This is a genomic window from Mesorhizobium sp. WSM4809, assembly GCF_055811655.1.
The window spans coordinates 205,027-219,888 of record NZ_JBVVQW010000001.1; the positions used below are offsets into that span (position 1 = coordinate 205,027).

Consider the following 14,862-nt stretch of genomic DNA (forward strand, 5'->3'; position numbering starts at 1 on the left):
CATGGCCAATGTCGCGATCGTCGGAAGCGGGTTTATCGGGCGGGCCTGGGCAATCAGCTTTGCCCGCGCCGGCCATGATGTGCGGATGTGGGACCAGTTGCCCACTGCCACGGGTGGCGCCCGCGACTACATTGCCGGCGTGCTCGGTGATCTCGCCGCGAACGATCTTCTGCGGGGACAGCAAGCCGGTGACGTGCTTGACCGTATTTCCGTTGTCGCCGAGCTTGAAGAGGCCTTGGCGGGTGCCGTTCATATCCAGGAGAACACACCCGAAGACCTCGAGGTGAAGCGGGAGGTGTTTGCCCTGATCGACAGGCTTGCCGATCCGCGGACAGTCATCGCCAGTTCCACCTCGGCGCTGTTGCCGTCGAAATTCACCGACCATCTGCAAGGGCGGCATCGCTGTCTGGTCGTGCATCCGATCAATCCGCCCTATCTCATTCCGGCGGCCGAAATCGTGCCGGCGCCATGGACCTCCGCCGAGACGGTCGAGACAACCCGCGCCTTCCTCATCGACGCCGGCCATGCGCCCCTGGTGATGAAGCGCGAACTCGACGGCTTCATCATGAACCGCCTGCAAGGCGCATTGCTTGAGGAGGCTTTCCGGCTTGTCGCCGACGGCTACGCCAGTGTCGAGGATGTCGACATCGGCATCCGCGACGGGCTGGCGCTGCGCTGGTCGTTCATGGGTCCATTCGAGACCATCGATCTCAATGCGCCTGGCGGCGTGCGCGACTATGTCGAGCGTTATCAGGGCATCTATTCCAACATCTTTCCCCAGATGCAGCGACGCGTCGACTGGGCCGGCAAGGTCATCGACACGGTCGAGGCTGATCGCCGCAAGCGACTGCCACAGCAAAGCCTAGGCGACCGGCAGGTGTGGCGTGACCGCCGGCTCATGGCGCTCGCCGCCCACAAGAGAAAATCGGATCAGGAGTTCGGAGAATGACGCAAACCAGCCGCAAGCCGGGGCCTGCACAGACCAAGGGCAAGGTCATCATCACCTGCGCGGTGACAGGTGCCATCCACACGCCGACGATGTCGCCTTATCTGCCGATCACGCCAGACCAGATCGCTTCGGAGGCGATCGCGGCTGCCGAAGCCGGTGCCGCAATCCTGCATCTGCATGCGCGCGATCCGGAAACCGGCAAGCCCGACCAGACGCCGGAGGCCTTCGCTCGCTTCCTGCCGCGCGTCAAGCAAGGCACCAACGCCGCCATCAACATCACCACCGGTGGCAGCCCGTACATGAAGATCGAGGAGCGCGTGCGCCCGGCCGCCCAGTTCAAACCGGAAGTCGCCTCGCTCAACATGGGCTCGATCAATTTCGGGCTCTATCACCTCGCCGACAAATACGAGACTTTCAAGTTCGACTGGGAAAAGCCGCATCTGGAAGCGACCCGCGACCTCGTCTTTCGCAACTCGTTCAAGGACATCGAGTACATCCTGGCGACCTGCTACGACAACGGCACGCGTTTCGAGTTCGAGTGCTACGACATCGCCCATCTCTACAACCTTTCCCACTTCGCCGACCGCGGGTTGGTGAAGCCGCCTTTCTTCGTGCAGTCGGTGTTCGGACTGCTCGGTGGTATCGGCACCCATCCCGAAGACGTCGCCCACATGAAGCGCACTGCCGACCGGCTGTTCGGCGACCAGTTCCGCTGGTCGGTTCTCGGCGCTGGCGCCAGCCAGCTCCGCATCGCCGCGCAATCGGCAGCGCTTGGCGGCAACATCCGCGTCGGGCTGGAGGACAGTCTGTGGGCTGGCAAAGGCAAGCTTGCCAAATCGAACGCTGAGCAGGTCTTGCTGGCCCGCAAGATCATCGAAGGGCTCGGCATGGAGGTCGCGACGCCCGACGAGGCACGCGAGATCCTGTCATTGAAAGGCGGCGACAAGGTCGCTTTCTGAGGCGGCCCGAGCAATCGCCGCGAGACGCAAAAACGGAGGGGGACGGCATGAAGATCGAAGTCGTGGTGGACGTGAAGACCACACTGGGCGAGGGGCCGCTGTGGGACGTCGAACAGGAACGACTCTACTGGATCGACAGCTTCGACGGGCGCGTGTTTCGGGCGACCGCCGACGGACGCGAGATCCGGTCATGGGACGTGCCGATGAAGATCGGCTCGATGGCGCTGCGTAAGGATGGCAGCGGCGCCGTGGTGTCGCTGCAGCGCGGCTTCCATCTGCTCGATTTCGCCTCCGGCGATGTGACGCTGATCCACGATCCCGAGCCGGACAAGCCGATGAACCGGCTCAACGACGGCAAGGTCGACCGGTACGGCCGTTTCTTCGCCGGCTCCATGGATACGATGGAAGAGGGGCCGTCCGGCGGGCTCTACAGGCTCGATCCGGACTTCTCCGTCACCCGGATCGATTCCGGCATCATCTGTTCCAATGGTCCATGCTGGAGCCCCGACGACCGCACCTTCTATTTCGCCGACACCTGGACCGGCGAGATATGGGCCTACGACTACGACAGCGCGACCGGTGCCGCCACCAACAGGCGCACCTTCGTGCGCGTCGACACCAGCCGGGGCGGTGCGGCGGACGGCTCGACCGTCGATGCCGAGGGCTATCTGTGGAATGCGCTGGTCTATGACGGAAGACTGGTGCGCTATGCGCCCGATGGCAGCATCGACCGTGTCATCGACATGCCGGTCAAGAAGATCACCAGCGTCATGTTCGGCGGGCCGAAGCTGGACACCCTTTACGTCACCTCGATGGCCAAGCCGCCGCTGCCGCGTTTTCCCGGCGACGGCGTTTTGCGCGGCAGCCTGTTCGCCATCACGGGCCTTGGCATCAAAGGCGTTGCGGAACCGCGCTTCGGCGGCTGACGCCAAGCAAGCGAAGCGCCCGTAGCATACGCGGATCAGGCCTTGGCGCGCAGGAATCCCTCATTAAAAATGTGGCAGCACGTCCGTGGCGTCTGCTCTTCACCCAATGGCACAATGAGCGGTCAACGGATCATTGGCCAAAGAGGTCCGGGCGGGCCACGTTGAGCCGTTGAACCGTGCGAAGCACTTCGCGCAAATGCGCCGCCATACGCGCGCCTGCCTGCTTTGCCTCGCCGGTCTCCACGGCCTCGAAGATCGCCACATGCTGAGCGAGCAGCGTTTCGAGGTGGCCGGGCTCTGGCAGGCTCAGATAGCGCACACGGTCCATCTGCAGCTTGACCACCTGGATCACCCGCCAGCTCTTGGGCAGGCCGGCCTCTTCGCAAAGGCTGCGATGGAAGCCCTCGTCAAGCTCGAGAAACAGTTCGCGGTCGCCCTCGGCCACTGCCTTGGCCTGTTGGGCAAGGTTCACCCTGCCTGCCGCGATGAAGGCGCTCGAACCGTGTCCGGCCAGCTTCTGCACGACGGAGACTTCGAGCGCCTCGCGAATGAACTGCGCTTCCTCAACGTCACTTAGCCGGATCGGCGCGACGAAGCTGCCGCGTTGCGGCAGGATGTCGATCAGCCCTTCATCGGCAAGCCGGATCAGCGCCTCGCGCACGGGTGTACGGCTGACACCGAGCTGCTGGGCAAGGTCCTGTTCGCTGAGCGCTTCCGACGGCAACATCGCCAGCGTCGTGATGGCGCGGCGCAGGCGCTCGTAGATCTGCGGAGAGATCGGCATGCGATTGTTGACCGGCTCCAGAACCCGCGAGGGTTCGCGCTGACCGGCGTTTTTCAGCCTGGCAGCATTGCCTGAAAACCTGGTCGCCCCCGAAAGCTTGGTCCCCATGACGAATCCGTTGCTGTGAATGGCGCTGCACTGCTCCGGTCATGACACTGCGCACGCCCCAACTCAAGCGGCAAGCAGGAATGACGCTGTATTGACATACTACCATGGTAGTGTGTATGACGCCAGCAGGCTAGGGGGAGAGGAGCCGGCATGAAGATCACGGACATCAAGGCGACCACCATCACCGTTCCGCTGGAAGCAGCATTGCGGCACAGCAACGGTACGCATTGGGGACGCTTTGTCCGCACCGTGGTCGAGGTCGAGACCGACGAAGGCATTGTTGGGCTCGGCGAGATGGGCGGTGGCGGCGCCGGCGCCGAACTCGCTTTCGCCGGGCTGAAATCCTACCTGGTCGGCCATGACCCTTTTGATCTCAACCGGATGCGCTATGCCATCTGCAATCCGACGGCGTCGCTCTACAACAATCGCACGCAGCTCCACGCAGCGCTGGAATTCGCCTGTCTCGACATCATCGGCAAGAAGCTCGGCGTGCCGGTCTACCAATTGCTTGGCGGGCGCGTGCGCGACCGGATCGGCTTCGCCTCCTATCTGTTCTTCCGTTATGCCGACCGCCGCAGCGGCAAGGGCGAGGTCCGCACCATCGATCAATTGCTCGAGCATGCCCGCGCGCTCAAGGCCGAACATGGTTTTCACGCCCACAAGCTCAAGGCCGGCGTGTTTCACCCCGACTATGAGCTGGAGTGTTTCAGGGCGCTCGCCGCCGAATTTCCTGCCGACACGCTGCGCTATGATCCGAACGCCGCCCTGTCGGTCGAAGAGGCGCTGCGTTTCGGCCAAGCCATTTCCGATCTCAGGAACGACTATTTCGAGGATCCGACCTGGGGCCTTGCCGGCATGCGCCGCTTGCGCGAGAAGCTCTCCATCCCGCTGGCCACCAACACCATCGTCATCGATTTCGAACAGCTCGCCACCAATGTGCGCGACCCTGCGGTTGACGTGATCCTGCTCGACACCACCTTCTGGGGCGGCATCCGCGCCTGCGTGCGCGCGGCGCAGATCTGCGACACGTTCGGTCTCGGTATTGCGGTGCATTCCTCTGGCGAACTCGGCATCCAGCTCGCCACCATGCTGCATCTTGGCGCTGTGCTGCCCAACCTCGTCTTCACCGCCGACGCGCATTACCACCACCTTGCCGACGACATCATCATCGGCGGCAAGATGCGCTACGAGAATGGTGCGATCGCGGTGCCGGAGGCACCGGGTCTCGGCGTCGAGCTCGATCGCGACAAACTCGCCACCTATGCCGAACTCTACCGCTCGCTGGGCGGCTATGCCTACGACCGCGATCCCGGCCGTCCGGGTTGGTATCCGCTGCTGCCCAACACGAATTTCGCCGACCACTTGAACGATGCCGTGCCTGATCTCGGGCTGGGCTGACTTTTTTCGTTCGAAAGGATCGTCGGGAGGACGCTATGACTTTCAACCGGAGGAGAACAACAATGAACAGGACCACAGCTTTATTCGTTGCAGCCATGCTCGGCTGCACCAGCTTTGCAGCGCTGCATGCGCGCGCCGATGACGGCGTCGCCAAGGGCGACACTTCGGCCAAGAAGATCGCCTTCAGCAATTCCTACGCCGGCAATTCCTTCCGCCAGGTGATGATCAAGAGCTTCGAGGAAATGGGCGCCAAGGCCGTGGCCGACAAGCAGGTCGCCGCAACAGCCGTCGTCAGCTCGAACAATTCGGTGACCGAACAGGCGAGCCAGATCGAGAACCTGATCCTGCAGGGCTACGATGCGATCATCGTCCTTGCCGGCTCCGACACCGCACTCAACGGCGCCATCAAGGATGCCTGCAATGCCGGTATCACGGTCGTCGCCTTCGCCAGCGGCGTCACCGAGCCTTGCGCCTATGTCGTCGACTACAACCTCGATTCCTATGCCAAGGCCGAACTGGATTTCATCTCCAGCAAGCTCGGCGACAAGCCGGCCAACATCCTCGAGATCCGCGGTATGGCCGGCGACGGTTTCGACAAGCGCTTGCATGAGGGCGTCGAGAAGGCGATGAAGGCGCACGCCAGCTACAAGGCTGTCGGCGAGGTCTATGGTCAGTGGACGGCCACCGTGGCACAAAAGGAAGTGTCGGGCATCCTGCCGTCGCTGCCTCAGGTCGATGCGGTGCTGACGCAGGGCGGCGACGGCTATGGCGCGGCGCAGGCATTCAAGGCCGCCAACCGGCCGCTGCCGATCATCATCATGGGCAACCGCCAGGACGAATTGGCGCTGTGGAAGCAGGAGCATGATGCCGGCGGCTACGAAACTTTCTCGCTGGGCGCCACGCCCAGCGTCTCGCAGGTCGCGTTCTGGGTCGCGCAGCAGATCCTGGCCGGCAAGCAGGTGCCGAAATTCGTCGAGGTGCCGCTCCTGCAGATCAATCAGCCAGACCTCGACGCCTGGCTGAAGACGGTTCCCGCAGGCGGCGTTGTCAATGCCGAATATCCGCAGGAGCTGGTGGCCAAGATCATCGACGCCAACGTAAAGAAAGAACCTCTGCCCGGCGTACCCGCGCCGAAATGAGCAGCATGGCCGAATGATGAACGATCCCACGTCGCCCAAAAAGGACGCAGCAGAGAGAGGCGATGCTGACAGCCCTCTTGTCGAGGTAGGCAATGTCCGCAAGAGCTATGATGCCGTGCATGCCTTGGGCGGCGTGGATTTTCATCTGAACCCCGGCGAGGTCGTTGGCCTGGTCGGTCACAACGGCGCCGGCAAGTCGACGCTGATGAACGTGCTGGCCGGCACCATCGAGCGCAGCAGCGGCAGCTTTCGCGTCGGCGGACGTGAGATCGGTGCCTGGAGTGCGGCCAGTGCCCAGCAGGCCGGTCTGCGCTGTATCTTTCAGGAACTGTCGCTCTGCGCCAATTTGACGTCGGCGGAAAACACCCGCATCGTGCACAGGTCCTTGCGTGGGTTGGGCTGGCGGCGGCGCGCGCGCCAGGTAATCGGTCCGGTGCTGGACGAGATCTTCCCTGGCCACGGAATCGACCTCGACAGGAAGGTCGCCGACCTGTCGATCGGCGAGCGACAGATGGTCGAGATCGCCCGCGCCTTCACGCAGACCAGCGTCAAATTGCGCGCCGTCATTCTCGACGAGCCAACATCGGCGCTCGGCCATGAGGCGACGGAGCAACTGCTCACCTACATTCGTCGTGCCGCCGGACGTGGTATCGCCTGCATCCTGATCACCCATCGACTGAACGAGATCCTCGCCGTCTGCGACCGCACCGTCGTCATGGTCGACGGCAAGGTCGTCGCCGAGCGGGCGACCGCCGACCTGTCGCGCGCCGCGCTTGTCGAATTGATGGGCAGCATCGAGCGGCCCCGCGATCGCTCCGTAGGCAAGGCGTCGTCGGTGCAAGCTCCGGTTATCCGGCATGCCGGCCGCGACACCGCTGATCTGACCATCGAAGTCGGCAAGGGCGAGATCATCGGTTTCGCCGGGCTCGACGGCCACGGCCAGCGCGAGCGGCTGCGCGCGATGTTCTATGCCGCGCGCCGGCAGCGCGAGGCCTTGCCGGGTGCCTATGTTGCCGGCGACCGCGGCTCTGAAGGCGTGTTCTCACTGTGGTCTATCGCCGACAATCTGACCATCCGCAGCCTGAATGCGCTGACGCGGGGCGGCATGATTTCAGGCGCCGCCGCTCGCAAGCTGGCCGAGACCTGGTCGGAGCGGCTCAAGGTAAAGGCGCCTTCGATCGACACGCCGATCATGTCGCTGTCCGGCGGCAACCAGCAGAAGGTGCTGTTCGCTCGTGCGCTGGCGTCGGACGCCGAGGTGATCTTCCTCGACGATCCGATGCGCGGCGTCGATGTCGGCACCAAGCAGGAGGTCTACCGGCTGATCCGCGCGGAGGCCGAGAACGGACGCGCCTTCGTCTGGTACACAACCGAGCTCGAAGAGCTGACCAATTGCGAGCGCATCTATGTCTTCCGCGAGGGCCGCGCCGTGACCAGGCTGGAAGATGAGGCCATCGAGACCGGCCGTATCCTGCAGGCGTCGTTCGGAGGCGAGCATGTCTGACGCCGTAGCCCGTCCTCCCGCCCGATCGTCCTCCAAGGCGCGCCCGGCCTTGCTCAATGCGCTGCAGGTCGGCCTGCCGGCGATCGCGCTGCTGGTTATGCTGGCCATCATCTTCAGCATCCGCCCGGCGGCGATGAGCTATTTCGGCTTCCATCTGCTGTTCAAGCTCTCGGTGCCGCTGGTCTTTGCCGCGCTGGCGCAGATGATGGTGATCATGCTGGGCGACATCGACCTGTCGAACGGCGCCTTTGTCGGGCTGATCACCTGCGTCACGGCGCTCTATCTCGGGGACGCGCCGGCAATCGCGGCGCTGTGCTACATCGTCCTGATCGCCGCCTATGCCGGTTTCGGCCTGCTTATTCATGCCCGGCAATTGCCCTCGATCATCGTGACGCTGGGCATGTCCTTCATCTGGCTCGGCATCGCCGTCATCCTGTTGCCGGCACCGGGTGGCTCGGCACCTGCATGGCTTGCCGCCTTCATGAGTTGGCAGCCGCCTTTGCTGCCGCTGTCGATCTGGCTGGCGGCACTGGCGGCACTCGCCGGCCATCTCGTCATCTCACGCTCCTCCTACGGGGTGGTGCTGCGCGGCGCAGGCGGCAATCCGCGCGCCGTCGAGCGCGCCGGCTGGTCCGTTATCGGCATCCGGGTCGCGGTCTATGCGGTCGCCGGCCTGCTCGCCTGTCTGGCCGGGCTGACGCTGACCGGCCTCACCACATCGGGCGACGCCAATGTCGCGCCGGCCTATACGCTGCTCGGCGTCGGCGCGGTGATCCTCGGCGGCGGCGCTTTCACCGGTGGCGTCGTCTCGCCGGTCGGCACGGTGATCGGCGCTCTGACGCTGTCGCTCGCGGGCTCGCTTCTGTCTTTCCTGCAGGTGCCGCCGACATGGCAGATCGGCGCCCAGGGCGTCATCCTGTTTCTCGTGCTGGCCGGGCGCGTGCTTTTGTCGGAGCGGACGCGATGACCCGAAGATTGAGCCTCGCCCCGTGGACCTACGGCTTCATCGTGGCGCTCGCAATGTGGCTGGCGACGACAGCCTATTCGGGCATCGGCAGTGCCGGCGCCACGCTGTCGGGCGCGCTCGCCTTCGGTGCCTTCAGCGTGGTGGTGGGAACCGGGCAGATGTTCGTGGTCGCCTCCGGGCCGGGCAATATCGACCTGTCCGTGCCATCCGTGCTGACGCTGGCCGCCTATGTGTCGATGACGGTCATGCAAGGGTCCGACGGCATGCTGCTGCCTGGCCTGCTTGCAGCACTTGCCGTCGGCGCTGTCGCGGGTGCCGCGAACTTCCTTGCCATCGTCGCGCTCAGGCTGCCGCCGATCATCGCGACGCTCGCCTGGAGCTTCGTCTTTCAGTCGCTTGCCTTCAATTTCGGCGGCCAGGCGACGCTGAAGCCGCCGGCAGGCCTTTCCCGGTTCACCTCGATGAACCTTGGCGGCGTGCAATTCATGCCGATCGCGGTGATGCTGCTGACGCTGGCCGCCATGATCGCTCTCAAACGCACGGTCTGGGGCCGGCAAGTGCTGGCCACCGGCCAGAGCGAACCGGCGGCGCGGCTTTCCGGCATCAACGTCGCACGGGTGCGGTTGATTGCCTATATGCTGTGCGGCACGGCGGCGGCGCTCGCCGGCTTCCTGCTTGCCGGCTTCAGCGGCGGGGCAGCACTCAACATGGGTGACGCCTATCTGATGGAATCGATCGCCGTGGTGGTGCTTGGCGGCACCAGCGTCGCTGGTGGGCAGGCCAACGCGGTAGGCATATGGGGGGCTGCGTTGTTCTTCAACCTGATGTCTACCATGCTCAACACCTTTGGCATCCAGGCAGGCGTGCGCTTCCTTTTGACCGGCGTGCTGATCATCCTGATCGTCGCTCTCGTGCCGAGGCCTCGCGTCAGATGAAACCCGCCACCGATACGCTCGCCGGGCTGTTCGAAACAAAGGCAGTTTCTTTCGTCGATCTGACGCATCCGATGAAGCCCGGCATGCCGGTGTGGCCGACGCACCCGCATTACTGCCAGGAGATGGTGGAATCCTATGACCGCGGCGATGTCGCCTGCAATCATGCGTTGGCTATGAGCGAGCACACCGGCACGCATTTCGACGCGCCGGTCCATTTCATCCGCGGCGGTGCTGCCATCTCCGGCATTCCGGTCGAGCGTTTCTTCGGCCGCATGGTGACGATCGATGCGCGTGGCTGTCGTCCCCGGCAGGCGGTCGAGCCGGATGCTATCTTCGCTTTCGAGGCCGAACATGGCTGCGTACGGCAGGGCGACGCCGTGTTCTTCCATTTCGGCTGGGACCGGTTCTGGGACGATCCGGCCGCGTTTCTCGCCGACTGGCCCGGCCTATCGCGGCAAGCAAGCGAATTGCTGGTCGAGCGCGGTGCGCGCATCGTTGGCTCGGACTGCCTGTCGATCGATTGTTTCGGCAGCGAGGATTTCCCGGCGCACAGTACGTTGCTTTCAGCCGGCATCCTGATCGGCGAGAATTTCGCACGGCTTGGTGACTTGCCGCCTCGGTGCTTCCTGATCAGCTTGCCGCTGGCGATCGAAGGCGGTACCGGATCACCACTGCGCGCCGTCGCGCTGGTCGAGGGCTAATTCCGGCTTACGAGAAGTCCAGCTGAACCTTGAGCGTTCGCTCCGGTTCCTTCTCGATCAAGTCGAAGGCTGCGCGTGCATCCGCCGCCGCGAACACCTGCGTGATCATGCCTTGCGGATCGAGCCGCTTGTCGGCCAGCCATTCGACGACGCGCGGCAACAGCCGGCGGTTCAGGCGCGAGCCGACGATGGTCAGTTCCTTGCGCACCACTTCCTGCTGGCTGAGGTTGGATGGGGCGTCCGAAAAGCCGAGCAGGCCGATGCGGCCCGCCGGGCTGGCCAGCCGGCAAGCCTCGTCAAGAAGTGCGGGAATGCCGGCGCCGTCAATGACCAGCGTCGGGCCAAGACCGTCATTTTCACCGCGCACCGCGGCCGGCACGGGATCGCGCACGGAGTGGATCACCCTGTCGGCACCGAAGCGGAGCGCTCGCTCCAGGCGGGCTTCGTCGATATCGGCAACGATGCAGCGTGCGCCCTTGAGCTTGGCGACCTGCAGGACAGTGACGCCGACCGTGCCGGCGCCATAGATCAGCACCGTGTCCTCGGGTCCGCAACCGGTACGATCAAGCACATTGGCGGCGATGGAAAACGGCTCGGCCAGTGCCGCCAGCCCAAACGGCATATCCCTTGGAACCGGTATGGCATTTGCCGCCGGCACCGCGACGAAGGCGCGAAAACCGCCGTCGCGGTGAACGCCCATCACTTCGAGGTTGGCGCAGACGTTGGAGCGGCCGACCCGGCAGGGATAGCAGTGGCCGCACGACACCACGGGATCGACCACCACACGGTCTCCCGTCGCAATGCCGGTCACATTGCGTCCGAGCGCTGTTACGGTGCCGGCGAATTCATGGCCGATGATACGTGGATAGACGGCGAACGGATTGGAGCCATGCAGGATGTGAATGTCGGAGCCGCAGATGCCGGCACGGCTGACATGAACGACAACTTCGCCGGCGCCGGGCTGGGGTATCGTGCCCTGCCGGACTTCCAGCGACTGCGGCGCGCGAACGAGAACTTCAAGCATGGCCTCACCACTTGTATACTAGTCGACAAGTGGCTCAATCTCGCTGTTTCGTCAAGCGCTCATGGCGGCTGTTAGACAGCCTCTTACCCGACACGTTGCGACACGAAATCGGAACTGGCGTTCACTGAAACGCAAATGCCCTGGCGTCCGCAGTTTGGACGCTCAAAGCGCTGTCCTTGCCGGTTTCCTCTCGAAGGGGCGGGCAGTCAAAATTTGTTGACTTCCATCAAGGAGGAAATGACTACCGCTTGCCTATCCGTCGGACCATAAGCTGTGTGATCGGGGCCTCGGCCGGCTTGCCGCACGGAAGGCGACCTTGCCTTTGAACGCGGACGCGCCATCTGGAATGGGGCAGCCGCCTGCATGACGGAATGGCAACAGCATTGGAACAGCCTCAATTTGCCACCGAGCGCGATCCGAGGCTGAGACTGATTATTCCAATCATCGTCGCCATCGCCTTTCTGATGGAGCAGCTCGATTCCACCATCATCACCACCGCGATCCCTGCCATCGCGCGCAGCCTCGACACGACGCCGGTCAGGCTGAACCTGGCGATCACCACCTACATCCTGACGCTGGCCGTATTCATTCCCGTCAGCGGCTGGTTCGCCGACAGGTTCGGCGCACGAAAAGTGTTCGCGCTGGCGCTTTTCACCTTCACCCTCGGCTCGGCGCTGTGCGGCATGGCCAACAGTTTCGGCATGCTTTTGGCGATGCGCGCCCTGCAGGGGCTGGGCGGCGCCATGATGACGCCGGTCGGGCGGCTGATCCTGCTGCGCAGCTTTCCGCGCAGCGGGTTGATCACCGCCATGACCTACATGACCTTGCCCGCCATCATGGGGCCTGTGATCGGGCCGCTGCTCGGCGGCCTGTTGACCACCTATGCATCGTGGCGCTGGATATTCTATGTCAACGTGCCTTTCGGTTGTCTCGGCATTCTGGCGGCGCTGCGCTTCGTCGACGATTTCCGCGAGGAAGCGATGCAACGCTTCGACTTCGCCGGGTTCCTGATGGTCGGATGCGGAGTCGCGCTGCTGCAGTTCGGACTGGAAAGCATCGGTAGGCCGATCATCTCCGTTTCGGCGACAGCGTTGGTGTTGGCCGCGGCGATCCTACTGCTGCTCGCCTTCGGGCGCTATGCGCGCCGCGTCGTTGCACCGGCAGTCGATCTGACACTGTTTCGATTTCGCTCGTTCTGGGTCGGTACGCTCGCAGGCGGCCTGTGCCGCGTTGGCCTCAATGGCGTGCCTTTCCTGTTGCCGCTGATGCTGCAGGTCGGCTTTGGCATGAGCCCGGTCACCTCGGGCTCGCTGACATTCGTCGGCAGCTTCGGCACCTTGCTCATTCGGCCGCTGCTGTCGCCGCTGTTGCGGCGCTTTGGCTTCAATGTCGTGCTCATCGGCAGCGCGGTGGTCGGCTCCGCCGCTGTCGGGGGCTTCGCCTTGATCGAAGCCGATACGCCGCACTGGATGATCGGCCTTTACGTCTTTGTCTTCGGGGTCATCCGGTCGGCGCAGTTCATGACCTCCAACACGCTGTCCTATGCCGACCTGCCGGACGACAAGCTCAGCCGCGCCACCAGTCTCGGCGGCGTCCTGCAGCAACTCAGCGTTTCCCTGGGCGTTTCGATCGCCGCCATGGTGCTGGGCCTTGTCGCAGGAGAAACCCACAACGTGACAGCGGAACGCTTCCACCAGGTGTTCCTGCTGACCGCGGTCATCCCGCTGCTGTCCGTCCCCGGCTTCCTGTACCTGCGTGCCGAGGACGGCGTGCAGGTCAGCGGCCATGTTCGACCGGGCAATTCGCGCAAATGATGCCGAATATGTATACGGGCATACATATATCCACATGGGGAGTCTTCAGTTAGGCTGGCACCATGTGAGCGGGAGCATCGATTGCGAGGATTTGCGGAAAGCGTGATGCAGGGGCCGCGGACCGTGGCCGCACAGGTCGCCAATGTCCTGCGCGAAGCGATCGCCAGTGGAACCATCAAGGCGGGCACTTCGCTGCGCCAGGATGAATTGGCCGAGCAGTTTGGCTTCAGCCGCATGCCAATTCGTGACGCCCTTCGCCAATTGGAAGCCGAAGGTATTGTTTCCATTCATCCGACAAAAGGCGCGCAGGTCGCCCGGATGGACGGCGCCGAGATCGGTGAAATCTACGCACTGCGCGAACTGCTTGAATGCGAGGCGGTGCGGCTTTCGCTTCCCAACCTCGCCGGCGCGAAGCTCGACGAGGCGGAACAGGTGCTCGACCAGATCGACGCGGAGCGCAATGTCGGCCGATGGGGTGCGCTGAACCGTGCCTTTCATCTGGCTCTCTACGACGCCTGCGGTAACCGTCGATTGCTCGGCCTGATCGAGGCGCACCACAATGCCGCAGATCGCTACGTCCGCATCCTCCTGTCGAACCTGGATTATCGCAGCCGCTCGCAGACGGAGCACCGCGACCTGCTGGCCGCCTGCAGGGCGCGCAAGGAGGACAAGGCCATAAGCATTCTGAGGCAGCATCTTCGCGAGGGAAGCGAGACGCTGGTCAGCGCGATCAGGGAAGATGGTCTGTCGCGAAAATCCTGACGGCGTGGCTTGAGCTCCGGTTGCCTCTGCGCGCGATCACTGCCACATATTGCAACATCGATACTCGATCCAGGATCATCATGTCCCCCGACAGCAGCCTGCCGGCGCGCGCCCTTGCTCCACGTCGCCACGAAGAGATCCTGCGGCGGCTGGGCGCTCACGGGTCTGTCAGTGTCGCCGAACTGGCCGGGTTCTTCGATGTCTCACGCGAAACCATCCGCCGCGACCTGAAACTGCTGTCGGATAAAGGGCAGCTCGGCATCGTCCATGGCGGCGCTGCCCGTTTCGAGCCGAGCGAACCGGCAATGAGCCTGCGCAGCCAGGAGAATGCCCGGGGCAAGGCTGCGATCGGCAGGATAGCTGCCGGTCTTGTGAAGGACGGCATGGTGGTGTTCCTCGATTCCGGCACCACCACGCTGGCCGTCGCACAAGCCATGACCGACCTGCGCGATCTCACCATCTGCACGGCGAACCTCCCGATCGCGCTTCTGCTGTGCCACGTCTCAGGCATGCGCGTGCATATGCTGGGTGGCGAAGTCGATCCCGGCGAAGAAGCAGCCTCCGGCATCGACATGCTCGAAGCCATGGCGCGCTTTCGCGTCGACATCGCCTTCCTCGGTGGTGGCGCGCTGTCGCCCGACGGCGAGGTGACCGATTTCACCCGCGCCGGCGCCGAACAGCGCAGCCGCATGATCGCGCTTGCCGCCAAAACCTACTTCGTTCTCGACAGCAGCAAGTTCGCAAAGCTGACGCCGCTCAGGATCCCGAATTTTCAGCACGCCGCCGGCGTGATCGTCGATGCGAAGCCGCAGGCCGACATCGCCGAAGCGCTTGCGCGCAAGGGGCCTGAGTTGATGGTTGCATCTTGATGTGATATTTTGTGGTATTTTGT

At 63.8% G+C, this 14,862-nt stretch carries 14 protein-coding genes; 12 read left to right on the plus strand and 2 right to left on the minus strand.

Annotated elements, in window-relative coordinates; translation table 11 throughout:
* Position 1: 1 nt before the first annotated feature.
* From AC0L24_RS00835 to AC0L24_RS00845, 3 genes are read left to right on the plus strand one after another with little or no spacing between them, the layout of a single operon-like run.
* A complete protein-coding gene (locus tag AC0L24_RS00835; protein WP_127811153.1) occupies positions 2-949 on the plus strand; it encodes a 3-hydroxyacyl-CoA dehydrogenase in 948 nt (315 codons plus the stop codon).
* Positions 946-1,908, plus strand: a complete 963-nt coding sequence (kce, locus tag AC0L24_RS00840; protein ID WP_128287365.1) for a 3,5-dioxohexanoate:acetyl-CoA acetone transferase — start codon at positions 946-948, stop codon at positions 1,906-1,908. Before AC0L24_RS00835 ends, kce begins: the two co-directional genes overlap by 4 nt.
* Positions 1,909-1,955: 47 nt before the next feature.
* On the plus strand, positions 1,956-2,834 hold the full coding sequence (locus AC0L24_RS00845) for an SMP-30/gluconolactonase/LRE family protein (RefSeq protein WP_128287364.1): 879 nt from the start codon (positions 1,956-1,958) through the stop codon (positions 2,832-2,834).
* 130 nt (positions 2,835-2,964) lie between these two features.
* Here AC0L24_RS00845 and AC0L24_RS00850 read toward each other — a convergent pair whose 3' ends face one another.
* On the minus strand, positions 2,965-3,726 hold the full coding sequence (locus AC0L24_RS00850) for a GntR family transcriptional regulator (protein ID WP_081738640.1): 762 nt from the start codon (positions 3,724-3,726) through the stop codon (positions 2,965-2,967).
* A gap of 150 nt (positions 3,727-3,876) precedes the next feature.
* Here AC0L24_RS00850 and AC0L24_RS00855 point away from each other — a divergent pair, with 150 nt between their 5' ends.
* From AC0L24_RS00855 to AC0L24_RS00880, 6 genes are all read left to right on the plus strand, one after another.
* Positions 3,877-5,124 (plus strand): enolase C-terminal domain-like protein, encoded by a 1,248-nt coding sequence (locus AC0L24_RS00855; RefSeq protein ID WP_127811151.1) that lies wholly within the window; start codon positions 3,877-3,879, stop codon positions 5,122-5,124.
* Between the two features lie 62 nt (positions 5,125-5,186).
* Entirely contained in the window at positions 5,187-6,263 is a 1,077-nt protein-coding gene (locus AC0L24_RS00860; RefSeq protein WP_128287363.1) for an ABC transporter substrate-binding protein, read from the plus strand.
* 13 nt (positions 6,264-6,276) lie between these two features.
* A complete protein-coding gene (locus AC0L24_RS00865) occupies positions 6,277-7,767 on the plus strand; it encodes a sugar ABC transporter ATP-binding protein (RefSeq protein ID WP_245481771.1) in 1,491 nt (496 codons plus the stop codon).
* A gap of 97 nt (positions 7,768-7,864) precedes the next feature.
* Positions 7,865-8,734, plus strand: coding sequence for an ABC transporter permease (locus AC0L24_RS00870; protein ID WP_473563468.1), 870 nt, complete (start codon positions 7,865-7,867; stop codon positions 8,732-8,734).
* Positions 8,731-9,669, plus strand: a complete 939-nt coding sequence (locus AC0L24_RS00875; RefSeq protein ID WP_127811148.1) for an ABC transporter permease — start codon at positions 8,731-8,733, stop codon at positions 9,667-9,669. Before AC0L24_RS00870 ends, AC0L24_RS00875 begins: the two co-directional genes overlap by 4 nt.
* The gene (locus AC0L24_RS00880) at positions 9,666-10,370 is read left to right on the plus strand and encodes a cyclase family protein (RefSeq protein WP_164873898.1); all 705 of its coding nucleotides are present in this window, start codon (positions 9,666-9,668) and stop codon (positions 10,368-10,370) included. The genes AC0L24_RS00875 and AC0L24_RS00880 overlap by 4 nt, the downstream gene beginning before the upstream one ends.
* A 7-nt stretch (positions 10,371-10,377) precedes the next feature.
* Here the strand turns inward: AC0L24_RS00880 and AC0L24_RS00885 are convergent, their stop codons facing one another.
* Positions 10,378-11,394 carry a Zn-dependent oxidoreductase gene (locus AC0L24_RS00885; protein ID WP_127326990.1) on the minus strand — a complete coding sequence of 339 codons (1,017 nt, stop codon included), beginning with the start codon at positions 11,392-11,394 and terminating at the stop codon, positions 10,378-10,380.
* Positions 11,395-11,765: 371 nt separating this feature from the next.
* On the opposite strand from AC0L24_RS00885, the gene AC0L24_RS00890 reads away from it, so the two are divergent.
* The 3 genes from AC0L24_RS00890 to AC0L24_RS00900 all read left to right on the plus strand — a co-directional run bounded on the left by AC0L24_RS00890 (position 11,766) and on the right by AC0L24_RS00900 (position 14,839).
* Entirely contained in the window at positions 11,766-13,208 is a 1,443-nt protein-coding gene (locus AC0L24_RS00890) for a DHA2 family efflux MFS transporter permease subunit (protein ID WP_127811146.1), read from the plus strand.
* Positions 13,209-13,313: 105 nt separating this feature from the next.
* On the plus strand, positions 13,314-13,970 hold the full coding sequence (locus tag AC0L24_RS00895) for a GntR family transcriptional regulator (protein ID WP_127811145.1): 657 nt from the start codon (positions 13,314-13,316) through the stop codon (positions 13,968-13,970).
* A gap of 80 nt (positions 13,971-14,050) precedes the next feature.
* The gene (locus AC0L24_RS00900) at positions 14,051-14,839 is read left to right on the plus strand and encodes a DeoR/GlpR family DNA-binding transcription regulator (protein ID WP_127811144.1); all 789 of its coding nucleotides are present in this window, start codon (positions 14,051-14,053) and stop codon (positions 14,837-14,839) included.
* Positions 14,840-14,862: the final 23 nt, after the last annotated feature.